This is a genomic window from Rhodohalobacter sp. 614A (genome assembly GCF_021462415.1).
Taxonomy (GTDB): domain Bacteria; phylum Bacteroidota; class Rhodothermia; order Balneolales; family Balneolaceae; genus Rhodohalobacter.
Genome location: NZ_JAKEDS010000001.1, coordinates 394,102 through 411,843, shown reverse-complemented (window position 1 = coordinate 411,843; position 17,742 = coordinate 394,102). Strand labels below are relative to the sequence as shown.

16 protein-coding genes and 1 pseudogene are annotated in these 17,742 nt (G+C 42.6%); 10 read left to right on the top strand and 7 right to left on the bottom strand.

The window, feature by feature from the left end; all coding sequences use genetic code 11:
* Positions 1-123: 123 nt before the first annotated feature.
* From L0B18_RS19790 to L0B18_RS01540, 3 genes and pseudogenes are all read left to right on the top strand, one after another.
* A pseudogene (locus tag L0B18_RS19790) lies at positions 124-243 on the top strand (DUF559 domain-containing protein); the annotation flags it as partial.
* A gap of 115 nt (positions 244-358) precedes the next feature.
* Positions 359-1,558: a lysophospholipid acyltransferase family protein gene (locus L0B18_RS01545; RefSeq protein ID WP_234567364.1), complete on the top strand. Its 1,200-nt coding sequence runs from the start codon at positions 359-361 to the stop codon at positions 1,556-1,558.
* A gap of 1 nt (position 1,559) precedes the next feature.
* Positions 1,560-2,939 (top strand): hypothetical protein, encoded by a 1,380-nt coding sequence (locus tag L0B18_RS01540; protein WP_234567363.1) that lies wholly within the window; start codon positions 1,560-1,562, stop codon positions 2,937-2,939.
* Between the two features lie 34 nt (positions 2,940-2,973).
* Here the strand turns inward: L0B18_RS01540 and L0B18_RS01535 are convergent, their stop codons facing one another.
* Together L0B18_RS01535 and L0B18_RS01530 are read right to left on the bottom strand one after the other, a co-directional pair.
* Entirely contained in the window at positions 2,974-3,960 is a 987-nt protein-coding gene (locus L0B18_RS01535) for a hypothetical protein (RefSeq protein ID WP_234567362.1), read from the bottom strand.
* A 41-nt stretch (positions 3,961-4,001) separates the two neighbouring features.
* Positions 4,002-5,015: a stealth family protein gene (locus tag L0B18_RS01530; RefSeq protein WP_234567361.1), complete on the bottom strand. Its 1,014-nt coding sequence runs from the start codon at positions 5,013-5,015 to the stop codon at positions 4,002-4,004.
* 249 nt (positions 5,016-5,264) lie between these two features.
* On the opposite strand from L0B18_RS01530, the gene L0B18_RS01525 reads away from it, so the two are divergent.
* The 3 genes from L0B18_RS01525 (at position 5,265) to L0B18_RS01515 (ending at position 7,701) form a co-directional block, all read left to right on the top strand.
* Complete coding sequence (locus L0B18_RS01525) at positions 5,265-6,350, top strand: carotenoid 1,2-hydratase (protein ID WP_234567360.1); 1,086 nt, start codon at positions 5,265-5,267, stop codon at positions 6,348-6,350.
* 163 nt (positions 6,351-6,513) lie between these two features.
* On the top strand, positions 6,514-7,020 hold the full coding sequence (locus L0B18_RS01520) for a hypothetical protein (protein WP_234567359.1): 507 nt from the start codon (positions 6,514-6,516) through the stop codon (positions 7,018-7,020).
* A gap of 12 nt (positions 7,021-7,032) precedes the next feature.
* A complete protein-coding gene (locus tag L0B18_RS01515; RefSeq protein ID WP_234567358.1) occupies positions 7,033-7,701 on the top strand; it encodes a hypothetical protein in 669 nt (222 codons plus the stop codon).
* Between the two features lie 123 nt (positions 7,702-7,824).
* Here L0B18_RS01515 and L0B18_RS01510 read toward each other — a convergent pair whose 3' ends face one another.
* Entirely contained in the window at positions 7,825-8,604 is a 780-nt protein-coding gene (locus L0B18_RS01510) for a CPBP family glutamic-type intramembrane protease (RefSeq protein WP_234567357.1), read from the bottom strand.
* The gene (locus tag L0B18_RS01505; protein ID WP_234567356.1) at positions 8,601-9,239 is read right to left on the bottom strand and encodes a DUF2238 domain-containing protein; all 639 of its coding nucleotides are present in this window, start codon (positions 9,237-9,239) and stop codon (positions 8,601-8,603) included. The genes L0B18_RS01510 and L0B18_RS01505 overlap by 4 nt, the downstream gene beginning before the upstream one ends.
* A gap of 240 nt (positions 9,240-9,479) precedes the next feature.
* Here L0B18_RS01505 and L0B18_RS01500 point away from each other — a divergent pair, with 240 nt between their 5' ends.
* Both L0B18_RS01500 and L0B18_RS01495 read left to right on the top strand, forming a co-directional pair.
* On the top strand, positions 9,480-10,355 hold the full coding sequence (locus L0B18_RS01500; RefSeq protein ID WP_234567355.1) for a DUF4097 family beta strand repeat-containing protein: 876 nt from the start codon (positions 9,480-9,482) through the stop codon (positions 10,353-10,355).
* 179 nt (positions 10,356-10,534) lie between these two features.
* A complete protein-coding gene (locus L0B18_RS01495; protein ID WP_234567354.1) occupies positions 10,535-10,897 on the top strand; it encodes a hypothetical protein in 363 nt (120 codons plus the stop codon).
* 40 nt (positions 10,898-10,937) lie between these two features.
* On the opposite strand, the gene L0B18_RS01490 is transcribed toward L0B18_RS01495, so the two are convergent.
* On the bottom strand, positions 10,938-12,557 hold the full coding sequence (locus L0B18_RS01490) for a peptide chain release factor 3 (RefSeq protein WP_234567352.1): 1,620 nt from the start codon (positions 12,555-12,557) through the stop codon (positions 10,938-10,940).
* Positions 12,558-12,836: 279 nt separating this feature from the next.
* Between L0B18_RS01490 and L0B18_RS01485 the strand changes: the two genes are divergently transcribed.
* Positions 12,837-13,256, top strand: coding sequence for a fasciclin domain-containing protein (locus tag L0B18_RS01485; RefSeq protein WP_234567351.1), 420 nt, complete (start codon positions 12,837-12,839; stop codon positions 13,254-13,256).
* A gap of 56 nt (positions 13,257-13,312) precedes the next feature.
* On the opposite strand, the gene L0B18_RS01480 is transcribed toward L0B18_RS01485, so the two are convergent.
* Together L0B18_RS01480 and L0B18_RS01475 are read right to left on the bottom strand one after the other, a co-directional pair.
* Positions 13,313-14,467, bottom strand: coding sequence for an aminotransferase class V-fold PLP-dependent enzyme (locus L0B18_RS01480; protein ID WP_234567350.1), 1,155 nt, complete (start codon positions 14,465-14,467; stop codon positions 13,313-13,315).
* Entirely contained in the window at positions 14,467-15,384 is a 918-nt protein-coding gene (locus L0B18_RS01475; protein ID WP_234567349.1) for a DUF72 domain-containing protein, read from the bottom strand. The genes L0B18_RS01480 and L0B18_RS01475 overlap by 1 nt, the downstream gene beginning before the upstream one ends.
* Positions 15,385-15,662: 278 nt before the next feature.
* Here L0B18_RS01475 and L0B18_RS01470 point away from each other — a divergent pair, with 278 nt between their 5' ends.
* On the top strand, positions 15,663-17,522 hold the full coding sequence (locus tag L0B18_RS01470) for a sodium:solute symporter family protein (RefSeq protein WP_234567348.1): 1,860 nt from the start codon (positions 15,663-15,665) through the stop codon (positions 17,520-17,522).
* Positions 17,523-17,742 lie beyond the last annotated feature (220 nt).

Here is a 17,742-nt window from a genome sequence, read left to right as displayed (position 1 = left end):
AAAGGCAAAAAACAATCAGACTACCACTTCACGCCGGTGCTGAACAACATCCATTCAAATACGCAAAACGGCTTCGGCAGGAGATGACAGATATTATGAACAGGATGTGCGCAATACTATGATAGTGAACGTACAAAGGAGTTCCAGAGATATGGTTTCTCAGTCATAAGATTTTCAAACAATGAAATTTTGAAAAATATCAATGGGATTTTAGTACAGATAAAAAAATATGTAAAAAAGTAGTGCACCGGTCTCACGTTTGCTGCCTAACGTCTGCCGTTTCACTCAATCTTTTACTACCTTTGGCTATGAAACAATTTTCTACAGAAAAAACTCAGAAATAAGTCTGCCATAAAGGATGCTCGACGATTTCACCTTCAACAAAAATGAACGGGGGTTTTCGGATAAAGCCTTCGCTTTCATGCGAAGAACTATCATCCCAACAACAAAATTTCTTTTCAAACCCCGAATCACAAATCCGGAAAACATGCCGTTAACCGGCCCCTGTTTTATCTACGGAAATCACGCGAATTACTTTGATCCGTTTATGATTAACGTGGGGATGACGCAAGAGCCTACCGCCGGGGTTATGACCCGCGACCAGTTTCATAAAATGCTCCCACGTATTTTTATGGACGGGATCGGGATTGTACCTACAAGCAAGTATGTACCCGAGCCGGGAAGTATTCGGAGTGTGATAAAAATGATTGATCAAAGAAGAATGATTGTCATTTTTCCGGAAGGTGGCCGGCGCTGGGATGGAAAACCAAAACCCCTGATCGAAACGACGCTCAAGCTTTTTTGGAAGATGAGAATCCCGGTTCATCCAGTCCAGATTCACGGCTCGTACCTTAGCTGGCCGCGCTGGGCCGACAATCTCCGCCGTGGAAGCGTGGAACTCCGTTTTTTAGATCCGGTTCATTCATCCGATTTTGACGATTACGAGACCTTTGCAAATCATTGCCGTGAGTTAATCACCTTTGATGAGTACCATCCGCCGGAAGAGGCAATTCCTGTCAAATGCAGCAAACCGGCGGCCGGCATTCAAAGGTTTTTATACCGTTGCCCCGATACGGGGGTAAACGGCGCTATATTTTCGCCGGATGGCGTGAGTGTTTTTAGTCGTGAATCTGAGTTTCGTTATCGAATGAATACGGCCTCCCGATTGGTAGATTCTGAGGGCGAGGCCGTTTCGATCATTGATCTGTTCAACAAAATCAATGAAATGCCGATGGTTTTTTCGGATTCTAAGGATAATATTTTGCTGGAAAAAAGTGGTTCTCAGGTAAATAAACTGGATCAGGAACAGCGTCTTCAGAAACTTGACCGCGGATACGTAAAACTTACCTCAAACGGTCTTTTTGTATCGGTCGGTTCACAAAAATTTGAACTTCCTTTTGATCAAATCAACTATACGTCCGTTGAACAAAACCACAAGCTTACTGTAACGAGCCCTCACGATATCATCCAGATAAATCTGGAAGGCCAGAGCGCACTCCAATGGCAGTTATATATCAAACGATTGAAAAAAGGCGAAAATCCTGTAACTTCGCTCTAATATGAGTTCTTGGACGCTTGATATTTCTGCCGGAGCATTTTTCCTTGATTTTGCCTGGATGGGGGTGTTGTTGGTTGTTTCTACGTATTTGAGAAGCAAAATCGGCATTCTGCAAAAATACCTGATCCCTGCCAATTTACTTGCGGGTGTGTTTGGGTTGATTCTTGGTGCGAATCTGCTGGGATGGATTGATCTGACTTCAGATCGTCTTGGAACCTACGTCTATCATTTGCTGGCCCTTCTTTTTATAGCTTTGGGGCTGAGGGCTCCCAAAAGTAAAATGGGATTATCGTCCGTTAAGTTTGGACTGATTTTCATTGCTGTTTATCTTGTTCAGGCAATTGTTGGCTTGGCTATAGCATTCCTGCTCATTTATTCCCTGTTTCCCGATCTTTTTGCCGGTATTGGTTTGTTGCCGCCTCTTGGCTTCGGAATGAATCCCGGTATTGCTTATACCATTGGTACAAATTGGGAACAGTTCGGCTTTGAAAGCGGGGGGATTGTAGGTTTAACATTTTCCGCTGCAGGTTTCCTGGTTGCCTATACGGTGGGAATCTGGTTGGTGAGGAGAGGTATTCGGCGGGGACGAGCCGCATATATCAATGCCGGTGATGAATTGCCGGATGAGGTAAAAAAAGGGATACTGGAAAATCCCAAACCCAACAAAGAGGAAAAAATTACCACGGCTTCAGAAAATATTGAGTCGTTCACGTTTCACATCGCGTTGATCGGGTTTACATTTATTCTGACATACGGTGTGGTTACGTTGATGGAATGGGGATTAGTCGCTGTAGGAGCGGAAAACGAAGTAACAACGCTCTGGTCATTTCATTTTATTTTTGCCGCTATCGTAGCTCTCTTCGTCCGGAAAATCCTCGATTCTACCAATGCCAGCAGAATTATTGATGACACTACTATGACCCGCTGCTCCAATCTTTTTATGGATTTTATGATTGTGGCTTCAGTTGCTGCTATAAGTTTGGTTGTTGTAGCCCAATACTGGCTGCCACTTTTAGCGATTTCCATTATGGTTACGCTGGCAACCTGGGGGGTTATCCAGTACCTGACGCAAGACGCATTCCAGCAGTTTGAGTTTGAGCGGTTCGCAACAATTTTTGGGAATATGACCGGAACTCTTCAATCGGCCCTGGTTTTACTGCGAATTGTAGATTCCGGGATGAAATCTCCTGCCAGTTATAACCTTGTATATGGCAGTGGCCTGGCATTGGTTTTTGGCTTTCCCCTTTTGATCCTTATCAACGCTCCCGTTCATTATTTTGACGACCCCACAGAAGGATTTTGGGTGGTTATGTTTGCACTGATCGCCTACCTGTTTTTGCTCGGTATTGCGTGGCAATATCTCAAGAGAAACGGGGATTAGAACTTCAGACTTTGTTGAAATCTATCTGTTATTATTAATCTGTTTCCGATTGAATGATTTTAGATATCTGTTTCTGTTCTCTCATCTGTTTAATATCCGGCGCATCAGAAAAGTAAGGGAGCAATAACAACAAGATCAGGTTGGTACATTTTTTCAGCACGCTCGATACCAACAGCATTCCCGCAACAGAAGCCGTCGTCATATTCAGTACACGTGAAAGTTCGATGCCGGCCCACATAAACACAAGATCTCTGCTTGGTAAAAATGGAATTCTGTTAACTACAATAGTAATGGCAAGGAAAATCAGCCAGGTGGAAAGAGGTGTTTGAGGAATGACGACAGCCCATTGAACAACCAGCAAACTGTTATGCAGAACAAAGCGAAACAGGTAAATAGAAAAGATGATGAATGCTTTTTTCAGCGGCAGATCAAACAGATACTTTCTGAATTGTATAAATAGAATAACAAGTAGAATGGCAATTATCAGGGCGATGGTTACATAAACAAAATTCACATTTGGAACCAGATCCCCGATGTCGATTATGCCTGTAAAAACAAGTGCTCCAATAAGGCTAAGAGCTACAAAATTTGAAGTTACAACGGAAAGTATATTGTTGTCGCGAAGGTTTTTCAGGATTACGCTGTCGCGCTTGTTGAGATGTTTTCGTGCCCATATAAAAAGATAAAACTCGCCTGAATACCCCACAATTTCATCATTATAGATTTTCTTTGTGAGTACGGTTTTAAAGAGTTGTACTTTGGGAATGGCCCAAACCTGACGGTAAATAAAAGTTTCTGCAATGGGAAGTGTTACATACAAGACGAGAAAGAGAATGTAGAAAAGCGGCTCGGTGGGCAATGATCTGAGCACTTCTTGCCAGCCAATCAGGAAAAGCTGGTATACAATAACTCCAAAAAGTGCTGCTATGATTACCCTTCGTACAATTTTCTGTACTTTTTTTGCACGCGGGCTGTCAATAAGGGCTTTCCAGATTTTGCGTAGTTTCTCTTTTTTAATCACGTATTGTAGTCAAAGAATAATATTCTTTTCAAAAAGTACCACTATAACCGGATTGCCTTTTTGCCGGCGTCAAACATGGAATCAAAAGCATATTCTATTTTTTGGCGATAATACTTATTAAACTTTTCCAGCCCTTGCAAACATACAAATAGAATACGATCACCTTTAATTTTTTTTAGTTTCAGGTTGATTAAAGGTAAAAAATCAATCTCTCCGTTGAGCATTAATGAATCACCGGCATCTCTTAAAACAGCATTATCTTCTTTTATTTCCAGATGATGAGCCAGAAATATGGCAGAAAACTGGTCCCTGTTTCGAAAGCGATACTGGATGTTTTCTTCAAATAATTCAGGATTTTTAGTGAAGAATGTTTTTAAAGTATCGGTAACAATGGGATGGGGAACATGTGGAATCCTGAAATACTGTTCGGAAAATCCGGCAAGTTCGGCCGACTTTATCTGCAAAAGAAGATGCATGGATCGTGTGATTCCCAAGACATTTTTTGCCACTACACTGCCCACATCATTTAACATCAATCTTCCCGGACCGTATGTACTGATGGGATCCCAATGTCCCCTCAGAACAACTTTTCCTTCAACAAAGAAATCTTCTGGTGTAACGGGATTTGTGATTACAAAATCGTCATTGAAATAGATAAAACGTGGCGCCAATCCCGGGATTCTCCAAAGAGCAGTTTCAATAGAACGTGTGTTGAAGGTTGGCAAAGCCCATTCGTAGGATTCAAATATGTCCTTATGATCTACAATGTGAATATTGTACCGATCCTGGATTTCAGGAGTAAGAAAACCGGGCACCTGGTTATCTGTAACTACGTATATATTTCGGATCCACGGGGCAAATTTAATGATAGAGGAAATACAATACCTCAATTCTCCATTATCTCTGAACCGGGTATTGTCGAAACTGGTGGGCAGACTGTGTTCTTCTTTTTCAGAAACTTTTCTAAAAGTGTCCAGTCTTTTTTTATGATGGTTTCGGTCGTTTCCATCCACCCAGGCAATTACTGCATCAATTTGGGTGTGCTCATTCTTCATGTTGCCTCCGAAGTACATACTATTAGTGCAATACAAAATCAATCAATCAGGATATGTGTAACAAAATCATATATCTGATTGATTCATTCATATTATTAAAAATTTAATAAAGCCAGTAAAGAAAAACACTTAATTGACTAATTTTGGTTCAGTTTTAGACCGATTATTTAAAATAAGGTCATATCAAATTCATAAATCTCTCGTATTATGCTGTTCTTTTGTTAGAATAATACAAAGATAAAGATGCATATGAAGTTTGATGTATACGGTAATTTTCTAAAAAGTTTACCCGCAATTTTAATCTGTCTGCTGGTTCCCCAGTCCCTTTCTGCACAGATTTCTAACCCAAAAGGCGAACTCGAAGCCGTTGACAATGAACGGATTTGGGCTCAAACCCTGAGAGGTAACCATTTTAATGAGTTTTGGAATTATCAGTTCTATTTAAACGACGGAATGACGGTTCACATCGTTTTTTCTGCTGTTGGTTTTGGAAGCCTGAAATCACCTGTTACGGGTGTAAAAGTTTCGGTGTTTAATTTCGACGACGAAATATATCAACTTTCACGCGAATATTCTCTCGACAAACTTCAGCAGGATCGGGAGAATTATGTTTTCCGACCAAACCCTGAGCGGGAGCTTTATTTCAGGGGAGAACTGCCAAACGAGCTTACCATCCGAATTCGAACCAGCAAGAATGATAATTTATATGATATTGAACTGCATTTATCAAATATTGCAAATGGGGTGCAGTTGGGTGACGGTTCGTACCAGGTGAATGGTGAAGAAATTGGTATCGTAACTCATATTCCGTATGCCGAAGTGAGCGGATATGTGGCAATGAATGAAGTGAGAAAAAACGTTTCCGGTACAGCGTATATGGATCACACTTTCCAGGATGAAACCACCACAAAGCTCATGGACAGCGGTTACCGGTTTGTGAGCCATCAGGATGCGGACAACTGGGACCTGATTTATTTCATGCTTCCTGATGCTTCCACAAATAATCAAACAATTGGCTACAGAATTGTGAATCAGGAAGGGGAAATAACATCCTATAAAGTCAGCAGGATTCTCCAGAAAGTAGAGAGCGAAGCGTTTGGGAAGAATATTGGCCGAATTGTAGAAGTGGATATAGGCGGGGAACAGTCAATCCGGATTCTGCGAACGAAAGACCACGAAAAATTTTCAATTTTTGATGAACTGGGATGGCCGGCACGCCAGGCAGCCAGACGTTTTTTGGGTGGCGAAGTGATCGATTTCAGGGGAGAGGCGCTGCTTATGGAGCAAGGGCATAAACCGAAAAAAGGCTACTATAATTTTTTCCTTGTTGATTGAGGTTTTCATTTCTCACAAATGTTGATAAAAACCAAAATGAGATAGAGCTAAGTTGTAGATTATTAAAATTTTCTAAGGGAAAATCTTTAAAAAAAACATGCCTAGCAGAAGCACTTTATCCACTTGTTCTTTATTTTAATTAATAAGAACAACGGTGAGAAACGTGGCTCAAGATTCTGGTTTATATCGCCCTTTGCCTCTCTTACCTTATCGATTCAGATATGCCGGCTATATACTGATTTTATTGAGTTTCGGATCAGCCTATCTTTATTTTTTTGGTGGTCGGCCATCTTTTTTTGAAGTACCGGTTTTTGCTATCGCAACGTCTTATGCAGAAACACGATGGTTTGTAATTTCACAGACCAATCTTCTCGATGAATTGTCTGTTGCATTCGTTATAGTGGCCCTCCTGTTTATTGCATTTTCCCGGGAGCAAACAGAGTCCATCGAACTTGATAAACTCCGCGGCAGAGCTCTCCTCTATTCGGCTTACGCAACAGCAATCATATGGGTTTTTCTTTATGTAAGTATATTTGGATGGCCGATGATTGTTGTTTCTGCCACCATATTTTTGCTCTTTCTGGTTACCTATATCCTCGCCTTCCAGCTACTCCGAAGAAATTTGACTACAACAACATCAAATAAGAATCAAATGCAAGGTATGCATTAAATCGGAGGTATAATGAAAACAAATCTAACTATACAAATTATCATAGCTGTTTTTTTGATGGTTTCGCTCTCTTCCTGTGGAATTTTTGGGGATGATTCAAAGTCCGCTACAGAACCGATTGGAGGAGATCCAACACCCATGGGGGCGGTTGGGAATACATTCAGTGTATCCGGAGTTTCCGGGGTGTCTAACGAAGTAATTGAAGTTACAGAAAACAGCGGAGGTGTTTCTACAATAGAATTAACCGCGACAATAACGGACCCGGTTATACTGGACGCCGCTCAACAGCTAAGTTTTCTTGAAGTGAATGGCAATCAGGTCAGCGGATCTAAAAAGTTTCGGATTACCGACAAAGGTATTCAGGCTTATACGGTAGACGGAAAACCTTTTACTATTGTAGAGTATGATGGAAAAGTGGGCGACACCTATGAACTAAAAAGAAGCAGTTCAAACCTGGTTCGAAAGGTAACTCACAAATCTTCTGATGATGATTATTCGTGGTCATTTTTCCTTATCAAAACAATTCAGGTAGAAGAAACGGGGCAAATGATGCCTGGAATTTCCAAGATCAAATATATTGCCAACCACCGGTTTGGGCTTGTTGGATACGAAGTTTACTTCGAAGACGGCTCGCAGAAAAAGGTATCTCTTTTCAGTGATCGGTATAATGATGATGAGTAATTAACCTGAGGTCGGGATAAGAGTAAAGTGGAAATGGGGATTGACGACTCCGTCCAGGAAGCAGCCAAAACTGCACACAAATCGATGTTATTAATCTACTTATCCCGAACTTGCTGTCAATCATTAAAAGAGATTGCCAATTAACTGGCGGAGGCCTGGTACAATTTCCCGCAGAATATAAAGGTCTGGATTATCGTAAAAAGGTCCGACCCGCATGTGCATTTGAACGACCCGGTGCAGGATGGTGCCGAGTATGGCATGGCTCAATCCTAACAACAGAAGATTGGGCCGTTGGTAAAATATCCATGCCCAAAATAAACCGGTAAAGAAGGTGCATGCCATGAGTGGAAAATTTGGCGTATGAAATGCAGAGAAAATAACAGATGTAAGAAAAACCACTAAAATCCGGTGTAGCAAAGCCTGGTTAGGCCGGGTAAACGTTGCAACAATTGCACGAATGCGCATCAGGAAAAATCCAAAAAAAATGGCCGCCTGGATTGCGCCATACAAGAAGTACCCGGCCAGTTTTACAGCGATGGCTTTAAAGTTGATGGTTTCCATGGCCTCGGGTTTAAAGAAAACCGTATAGAGGATTAGAACAGTTGCGCCAAAAAGTGTAAAAGCTGCGTATGGCGGCCATGCATTTTTCAGGGCCCCGGGGTTATTATCCTGGCTTCCGAAGAAATCTATTCCCCAATCGGCCGGTTTAATATGATGAAGAAATACCGGCGACATCCACAGAACGAGTATGGTGCCGAGTATGGATAACAGTAAAAATAAAACCTCAAGGGCTGGTTCTGATCCGATGGAAGGGCCAAAAACCCAAATAATCAAATAAGAACCGGCAATAAACAGCCCGATTTCAAGAATACCCCAATAAGGATGGACAGGACGATGAATCATGTTGTAGCTTTTTTTGTGGTGAATTTCCTGGCCGGTGCAAAGGCCAAGGCTATACTTCTGCCAAGAACAAAGCATCCGCTTCCCAGAAAATTGGCAATCAGGTCTGTCATGTTATTGTCATATCCCCCAACCCCAGAGTTGGGTACGGTAAGCATTACCAGGTATTCAACAATCTCGATCACGGCTCCAAATCCCAGTACAAGCATTATGAGAACAATTCCCCTGAATTGTGGAATTTGAATGCCGATTACATTAAAAAGATGGTTTGCAAGTAAGGTTCCGAAGAGTGCATTTGCGAAATGGACAATTTTGTCGAACCGAATATCAAAAAGAAATGTATCGTATAACCGTCCATCATCGACCGGCATAAAACCACCTGCAAAATGCAAGAGAACACCCGCCTGAATAAGCAGAAGAATATGAACCGGGAATTGCAAATGCCGGAAATATTTCCATCCCCAAAAAATGCCGGCTGTAAGAAGAAACGCATATAAAAAAAATTCGTGGATATTTCCCGGGCCGCGATATCGGTCAAACCGGTCATAATACACAAAGAAGCACATCATCAAAAAGAGCAACAAATTGAAGGCTGTAAAAACATCAACAGGTTTTACTTTTGCAGATGATGTATTCAATTATGTCTCCCCTTCCTTGTAAGCAGCTCCGTCTACTCAAGCCATTCACTTATCCTTTACATATCTATCAGGAGATAAAACTCCTAACCTCTTTATGAATAATGGTGTAAAGTGGTTTAAAAATCAACAGATAAACGTCGAATTCAGAAGATTTAATCATCATTTTTATAAGCTGTAAAACATATGGTTTATTCATTCGTACGATTTAAATGTGACCAACATCAAAAAAGGAAAAAACTTATGCTGAGAACTATTCTATTCACTCTTACACTGACTATTGGCGGCCTGATTTCAACCGCCGTTGCACAAACGGATGAATTCAATTTAGACCAAACATATTTCATAGCTTCGGATGGCACCATTCACCTTCAAAGTGATGAGGCCGAAGTGCAAATCATCAGCTCCGACAGACAGGATATTCGTGTTGTAGTGCATTACAAACTGACGGTTCGGGGAATCACATTTGGCCGGTCCAATCAGTTTGAAATGATTGTTGAAGAAAGAAACGGCAACCTGGACATTCGTGAAAAAGACAGGAATTTTGGCTCATCAGGAATGATTGGTATGAGTGATGAAGAGTACACCATTGATATTGAAATCCCACGCGATGTGAATCTGGATATAAAAGGGGATGACGGAGAATATCAAATTACTGGAATCGACGGTTATATCCATATGGATGCAGACGATTCCGATGCGCAGATTTCAGACGTCAACGGCGATGATTTTTCTTTCTCTTTAGATGATGGAGATTTGGTGTTGGACGGAGGAAATGGCCGATTACGAATCCAAGCGGATGATGGCGACATTCAAATCCATAATGGAAATTTTTCAGAAATAGATGTGGATTCCGATGACAGTGACATTGAAATAACTTCTGACCTTTATGATGACGGAGCCTATCGGGTTGATATTGACGACGCCGATTTCACATTTAATATTAGCGGCGGTGGCGGTGAATTCGATATTCGTCACGACGATTCAGATATTTCAACCTCCAGAGAATTTGAAAATATTCGTGATGACGAAGATTACTCTGTTTTCAAGCTAATGGGAGGTTCTGCGAAAGTTACGATTCGATCTGATGACGGAGATATAAATCTGAGAGTCTTTTAAGACAGAAATTTTTGCATTAAATATAGGTGTCGTCCGGGATGCATGTGTATCTGTCATGTACTTAGTTTGAGAAAACTTATTATCAGTGAGATTTAAAAATGTTCAAAAGGCGAGATCTCATATTATTTCTGATACTTGTTCCCGTTCTATTGAGTTCATGTGATTCCGGACAAAGTTCCATGGGAAGAGTGTGTACGGATGAATTGAGAATAATTGTTATATCCGTATTATCTTCCGAAGAAGAGCCAATTGTTTTTGATCAAATGACCATTACAAATCTTGAAACCGGAAGGGTATTGAATATTTGTGAAGCGATGGGAAGTTATTGTGAAACAGGAAAACCACTCGGACAACCAGAGAAAGGCAGATATACTATTTTTCATGATGGTTTGAAGGATGAAATTTCCGGCGAAAAGTCAAAGATTCTTGTCGAAGGAAGTAATGAGATGTTTAGTATCCGGGAAGAGTTTGTAATCGGAAATGACGGTTGTCACATCTATAAAGATGCCGGCCCGGATACGATTGTCGTGGAAGTTGAATGATGGACCTTTAATACCTTTTTTCCTGATCTCAGAATCTTGTCTACCCTTGTTTATACTTAAACAGGTTTTCCGCCCCTACTTTCTCCTCAGCCTGGCTTAAAGCATAGGCGCTCTCAAACAGAACAATAGGATTTCCCTCCATATCTTTGGTGATATGCGTGGAGTAACTTTTCTCAAGTTTTTCGATGATATCGTCACTCTCATTTGGCAGCCATCGTGCAGAATGATACGAGACGGCTTGCTGATGAAGCTCAACTCCATACTCCGCCTGCATCCGGTGTGTGACGACATCAAACTGAAGGATTCCCACGGTTCCCAAAAGCAATTCATTTCCAACGCCGTGAGGAACTTCAAATACGTGAACCACCCCTTCTTCAGAAAGCTGTTTTAAACCTTCACGCAACTGTTTTCTTTTGAAAGGATCTTTCGTCGATACTTTCATAAAATGCTCGGGAGTAAAGAGCGGAATCACATTAAAAGTCACCGGTTTATCGGTGTAAAGGGTGGATCCGATTCGGAAAAATCCCGGGCTAAATAACGATACAATATCTCCGGGATAGGCTTCTTCCATGATGTGGCGCTCGTCTCCCATTAGTGTATGTGGAGTAGACATGCGTACTTTTTTGCCGGTTCCTGCATGGGTTGCTTCCAATCCGCGCTCAAATTTTCCGGAAGTTACGCGCACAAAAGCCGCACAGTCCCGGTGATCCGGATTCATATTGGCCTGAAGTTTAAATACAAATCCGCTAAACGGTTGCTCAAGATCATGCTGTTGTTCTTCGGAATTCTCATAAGGCTGCGGACTCGGGGCCAGGTTTTGGAAATAGTTCAGAAAAACATCCAGCCCAAAGTTGTTAAGAGCCGATCCGAAAAACACGGGAGAAGCTTCTCCTTTCTTAAATGCATCCTGATCCATGCTTTCAAACATATCTTCAATCAAAAGGACCTCTTCGGTGAGTGCTTCTTTTTCCGCTCCGGAGAGGGTGCTCTCTGCCAATCCTTCTTCAAGCGATGAAAAAACTTCAGCCTCTGCCTTTTGTGCGCCATGTTTTGATTTCCTGTAGAGATGTAATTCTCCGCCGATCAGATCATAAATTCCCTGGAATTTTTGTCCATAGCCCACAGGCCAGCTTGCAGGGATTGCTTCAATGCCGAGTTTGTTCTCTACGTTGCTCAGTACTTCCAGAGGTTCCATGCCCGGACGGTCGCACTTGTTTACAAAGGTGATTACCGGAACCTGCCGCATTTTACAAACTTCGAACAGCTTTTCGGTTTGTTCCTCAACGCCTTTGGCAACGTCAATGACCATCAGGCCGGAGTCGGCCGCAACAAGCGTTCGAAGCGTATCCTCAGAAAAATCCTTGTGTCCGGGAGTATCCAGCAAGTTGTATTTGATCCCGTCTTTCTCAAACCGGAGAACAGAAGAAGTGACCGAAATTCCCCGTTCCTTTTCAATGGCCATCCAGTCGGACGCTGCATATCGGGCCGCTTTTCTCTGGCGGATTGAGCCCGCTTCATGAATGGCCCCTCCGTATAGAAGCAATTTTTCCGTGAGCGTGGTTTTCCCCGCATCCGGGTGCGAAATAATAGCGAACGTACGCCGCTTTTTCGCCTCCTCGACTATGTTATTTTTTTTGGTTGCTGTTTCGGTTTGAGACATTTCAAAAATATTCTGTAAAAATTGCAAAGACTTACAAGATAAGGAATTTTACGGTTGAGATACAGAGGGACAAGGTTCAAGATATAAGGCTCATGATCCGGGAAATTTTAGATTGTCATTGCGTACGAAGTAAAACCATCACCTGACAGGCAAATGGATTGGAATAGAAACTGTGCCTCAAATAAATCATGGAACATCCATTTGGAATTCCTGTTTGGAGAAGAAATGATGACGAGCTAAATCATTAATGAATTGAATCTTAAATCAAGCTTTAAAATTATGTTCAACAAGAAGCGATTATCCGTCATAACATCATTATTCGTCTCCCTCTTTCTTTTTGCAGGAATCAGCAATTTGCAAGCGCAAGACAATACAATTATTGAAGTAATCAATAACAGTGAAAATCATACCGTATTTGCGAACCTGTTGAATGAAACCGGCCTCAGCGACGTGGTATCTCAGGAAGGTCCATATACTGTAGTTGCCCCAACCGATCAGGCATTTGAAAATATGGATGCCAATCTCGAAGAACTCAAAGCCAATCCCGACAGCTTACAGAGCGTTGTAATTTCGCACCTTTTTAAAGGAGAAGTTACCGCATCAAACGCTGAATCATCTTTGGGAGTTGAAATTACGGAAGGAGACATCCCGGCGAGTAACGGTGTGGTTCATATCAGCAGCGACGTTATTGAAGAGTAAGCCCCAAAACTCCGGATAAATTTTTCAGCCGTCCCTTTAAAAAAGGGACGGCTTTTTTAATGACGGAGACTGAGAAACGTTGATTTCAAAACCTTAACATCTTTTTCATCATTATAAAGATGGGGCGAAACACGAACCGAAGAACCTCTGACAGATACATGCAGGTGATTCTCAGAAAGTTTTTCTTTAAGAGCGTCGATACTCAAACCTTTCGATAAACGAATTCCAAACATATGATGTCCACGCCACTCTTCGTCTTCAATTTGAAATCCGTTTTCCCGTAATTCGATGATGGCCCCGGAGCATAGCTTTTTACAATACGATTGAATGGCTTCCGGCGTCCAGGCATTCACCTGTTTCAGGGCTTCCACTATCATGGGAAGGTTGATGAATTGGCTGCGTTCTCCCATATCAAACCGGAGTGCGCCGGGTTGGTATTCCTCTTCATACTCCACAAGTCCGCCAAAATTTTCGCTGTTTTTTCGTACAATCCAGCCTTCTTCCAAAGGTTTTCCATCCAGAAGCCGCGGACCAAAATACCCAAGTGACGTTCCGTAGGGCCCCATCAGCCATTTGTAACCGGCACAGATTAAGGCATCGGGTTGAACTTTATTTACATCAAACGGCATGGCCCCGATGGATTGAGTACCGTCAATCACAAAGAATGCATTTTTTTCCCGTGCAATGCTTCCGATATTTTCGAGATCAAAACGGGTTCCATCGGCCCAGTGGACGCTGCCCAAAGCAACCAGAATGGTATCATCAGAAATGGCTTCGAGAATTCGCTGGTTCCAGATTTTGCCTCGTTCAGCACTTTCTTTTGGTGCCTCGATAATTTTAAGTGTACAATTGTGATCGTTGCAAAAACTCATCCAGGGATAGACATTGCTCGGAAACTGTTCTCCGGCAACCACAATATTTCCACCCTTTTTAACCGGAAGATTTTTTGCTACGGTCGACATTCCATAGGAAACTGCCGGTATCAAGGCAATTTGTTGTGGATTATCGGCATGAATCAGCTTTGCAAATTCCTGTCGGATTTTGTTGGCATCTTCAAAAAAATCATCCGGTTTCAAATTCCACGGATGTCTTTTGCCCCGGAGACCTTTTATTCCGGCTTCTTCAACAGTTTTCAGCAGAGGCGAGAGATAAGAGCAGTTCAGGTAATGTTCATTTGCAGAGAGGTGAAACAGGTGTTTTTGGCAATTCATTAAAACAGTCCCAGCTGTTTGTCGATTCTATCCACCGGCCAATCCGGCAGCGGATTTAATTCTGTGAGATTGGAAAGTTCGTGATGGAAAAACCTTGCAAGTGTGGGTGCGTGAAGTGTATCCGGCGAGTGAATAAACATATAAGGATGTTTACCATCGCGAATCCAATTGGCAATAATAATGGCCCACTCCTTCAAATGAGATTCATTTTGAATGACCTCATTTCCGCCAACATACCGAATAAATGGATTGGCACCTGTGGAATCAAACCGAACAGGAGTGACCGGCTTTTTCTTTTTGGCTTTCAGAATGGAAGGATCATCACTTTTAATTTCGTGAAGCCGCCGGGTATCGAAAACCACACGGTTCACACCATAACTGGAGAGCACATCATTCAGATGGCGTTCCTTTTTCCCTTTATCAAAAAAGTCGTGATGCCGTACTTCTACGGCAAAACTCAGATGAGCCGGCAGCACTTCAATCAGTTTCTCAAGATTCCCCATCTGTTCATAAGAGAAATTTGGCCCAAGCTGTATGTGAAACGGGCCGAGATTGGTGCGAATCGGCTTGAAAAGATCCAGGAATGAGAGAACTTCCGTGGTTACATTTTTCAACTCTTTGTGATGGGTAATCTCTTTCGGAAACTTGAAACAGAACTTAAAATCGGAGGGAACCTGGCTGCTCCATTTTTGAATATTGTCCGGGGTTGGTATTCGGTAAAACGTGGTGTTTCCTTCAACCGCGTTGAATACAGAAGAGTATTGATCAAGAAATTGATCAGGTTTGGCATCCGAACTGAAAAAATTACCGACCCAATCTTTGAATCCCCATTGGGTCAGACCGATATGATACTTTCTAATACTCATCCAGCTTGTTCGGATATCAATTAATTTATCCAATAAACGAAATTTTGGCATTATATCATCATAAAACAGGAATGTTTTGGGCTTTTATAAAAAGCAGAGGGTGGTTGAAAAATGGAAACGGTTCCACGTTTGCATTGCAATCACCGAATTCTATATTTCGAGATAATGACGTGTTAAGAAAAGTACGCTAACAAACCTGTTCGTTTTGGGAATGTCTGTCATTGTTTTTTTAACGTCATTAAGACATATTAAATGATGTTTTCGGGTTAAATGACTGAATCGCAGACAGCGAATTCTTTGACGTCCATGAATCTCAATATAGCATAGAAATGGTTTCTACTCTCACAACTCTGGACTGGATTCTTGTTGCATCCTACTTTGTTTTTGCTCTTTCCATTGCGCTCTATTTTTATTCCAGGGCCGGTAAAAATACAACCGAGTTTTTCCTTTCGGGACGAAATATGCCCTGGTGGATTATCGGTACAAGTATGGTTGCAACTACGTTTGCTGCCGACACGCCACTTGCAGTCACCGAAATGGTTGCGCTGGATGGAATTGCAGGAAACTGGCTTTGGTGGAATTTTTTGATGGGCGGGATGCTTACCGTCTTTTTCTTTGCACGGCTCTGGCGAAGAAGCGGGGTTTTAACTGATGTGGAATTTATTGAGCTTCGGTACAGCGGTGCACAAGCTGCATGGCTTCGCGGAATCAAAGCCATTTACTTCGGGCTGTTGATGAATATCATCATCTTGGGCTGGGTAACACTCGCGATGGAATCCATTTTTAATGTGTTGTTTCCGGGCATGACGATCTTTGGCCAGGAATCATTCAACATTATCGGGATTCATATCAGCGCCCCCCTGATGATGGTGGGTCTTCTGATTATTTTCGTGGGATTTTTCTCCCTGATTTCCGGACTTTGGGGAGTTGCCGTAACGGATATCTTCCAGTTTGTCATTGCTCTCGGCGGATGTATTGTTCTGGCTGTATATGCTGTAAATATTCCCGAGATTGGCGGTATTGCCGGCCTGCAGGAAAAGCTCCCGGCCGAAACATTTCAGTTTTTGCCAACCATTGGACAAACGGCTGAAGGAGTCGCTGTACTTTCACTCAGCTTTGGGGCATTTGCCGCCTACTTTGGTGTTCAGTGGTGGTCCAGCTGGTATCCCGGCGCAGAACCCGGTGGTGGTGGTTATGTAGCCCAGCGAATCATGAGTGCCAAAGACGAAAAACATGCACTCTTTTCCACCCTGTGGTTTAACATTGCGCACTACTGCCTGCGTCCATGGCCGTGGATTATTGTTGCCCTGGTTTCTCTTGTTCTGTATCCGGATCTTGCCGATTCCCGCGAAGGATTTGTTTTGGTGATGAGGGATGTACTTCCTCCCGGATTACTTGGCCTCTTGTTTGCAGCTTTTCTCGCCGCCTTTACCAGTACGTTTGCTGCCCACCTCAACTGGGGAACGTCTTATCTGGTGAATGATTTCTGGCGGCGTTTCATCAAGCAGGATGGCGATGAAAAACATTATGTATTCGTTTCAAGGGTTGTGACATTCATATTAGCTATTCTTGCTTTTTTAGTAACCACACAATTAAGCACCATCCGCGAGGCTTGGGGATTGGTTCTGACAGCTTCCGGTGGACTCGGTCTTGTATTGATCCTGCGATGGTACTGGTGGCGAATCAATGCATGGAGTGAACTGGCTGCATCCTTAACGCCGATTTTTCTGGTGGTTTTAGTTCTTCTGGGCGTGCCCGTACCGGGAATCCAGGATCCGTTCCCGATGAATCTTTACTACGTTGTAGCTATTACCACTGTCATTTGGTTGATAGTCACCTTCGTCACAAAACCGACCGATCCTAATAAATTAAGACTGTTCTATCGCAAAGTTCGCCCCGGTGGACCGGGCTGGAAACCTCTTGCCGCAGAAAACCCGGATATTTCATCCGACGGAGATCTGATGCCGCTTTTTTATAGCTGGATTGCCGGCGTGGTTTTGGTATACATGTCGCTCTTCGGATTTGGCCACTTCCTGTTTGGAAATTACACCAACTTCGCGCTCTGCCTTGTTGCGGGATTACTCGCCCTCGGCTATCTGTACTGGGATCTGAGCAAACGCGGTTTCGATACCATCATCGAAGTGGAAGATTTTGACCATAAAAAGGATGCTTCTGAGGCGGGGAATTAATCGGAGAACCTGACAGCGTCTGCAAGACCTGTCAGCGTTCGGTTGATGATTAAATGGTTTTCCTCGAACTTCTTCATTTTCGGCTTCGTGCATCGCAAAGCTGACAGGAACTCTCTCTGTTCGTATGCTGTCAGGTTGCTGTATTCTTTTCTTTCGAATCCGATCTGCTTTTTCTATAATCCTTGAGAGTTCAAAGAGATTGAGGATCAAGGCTTTATTT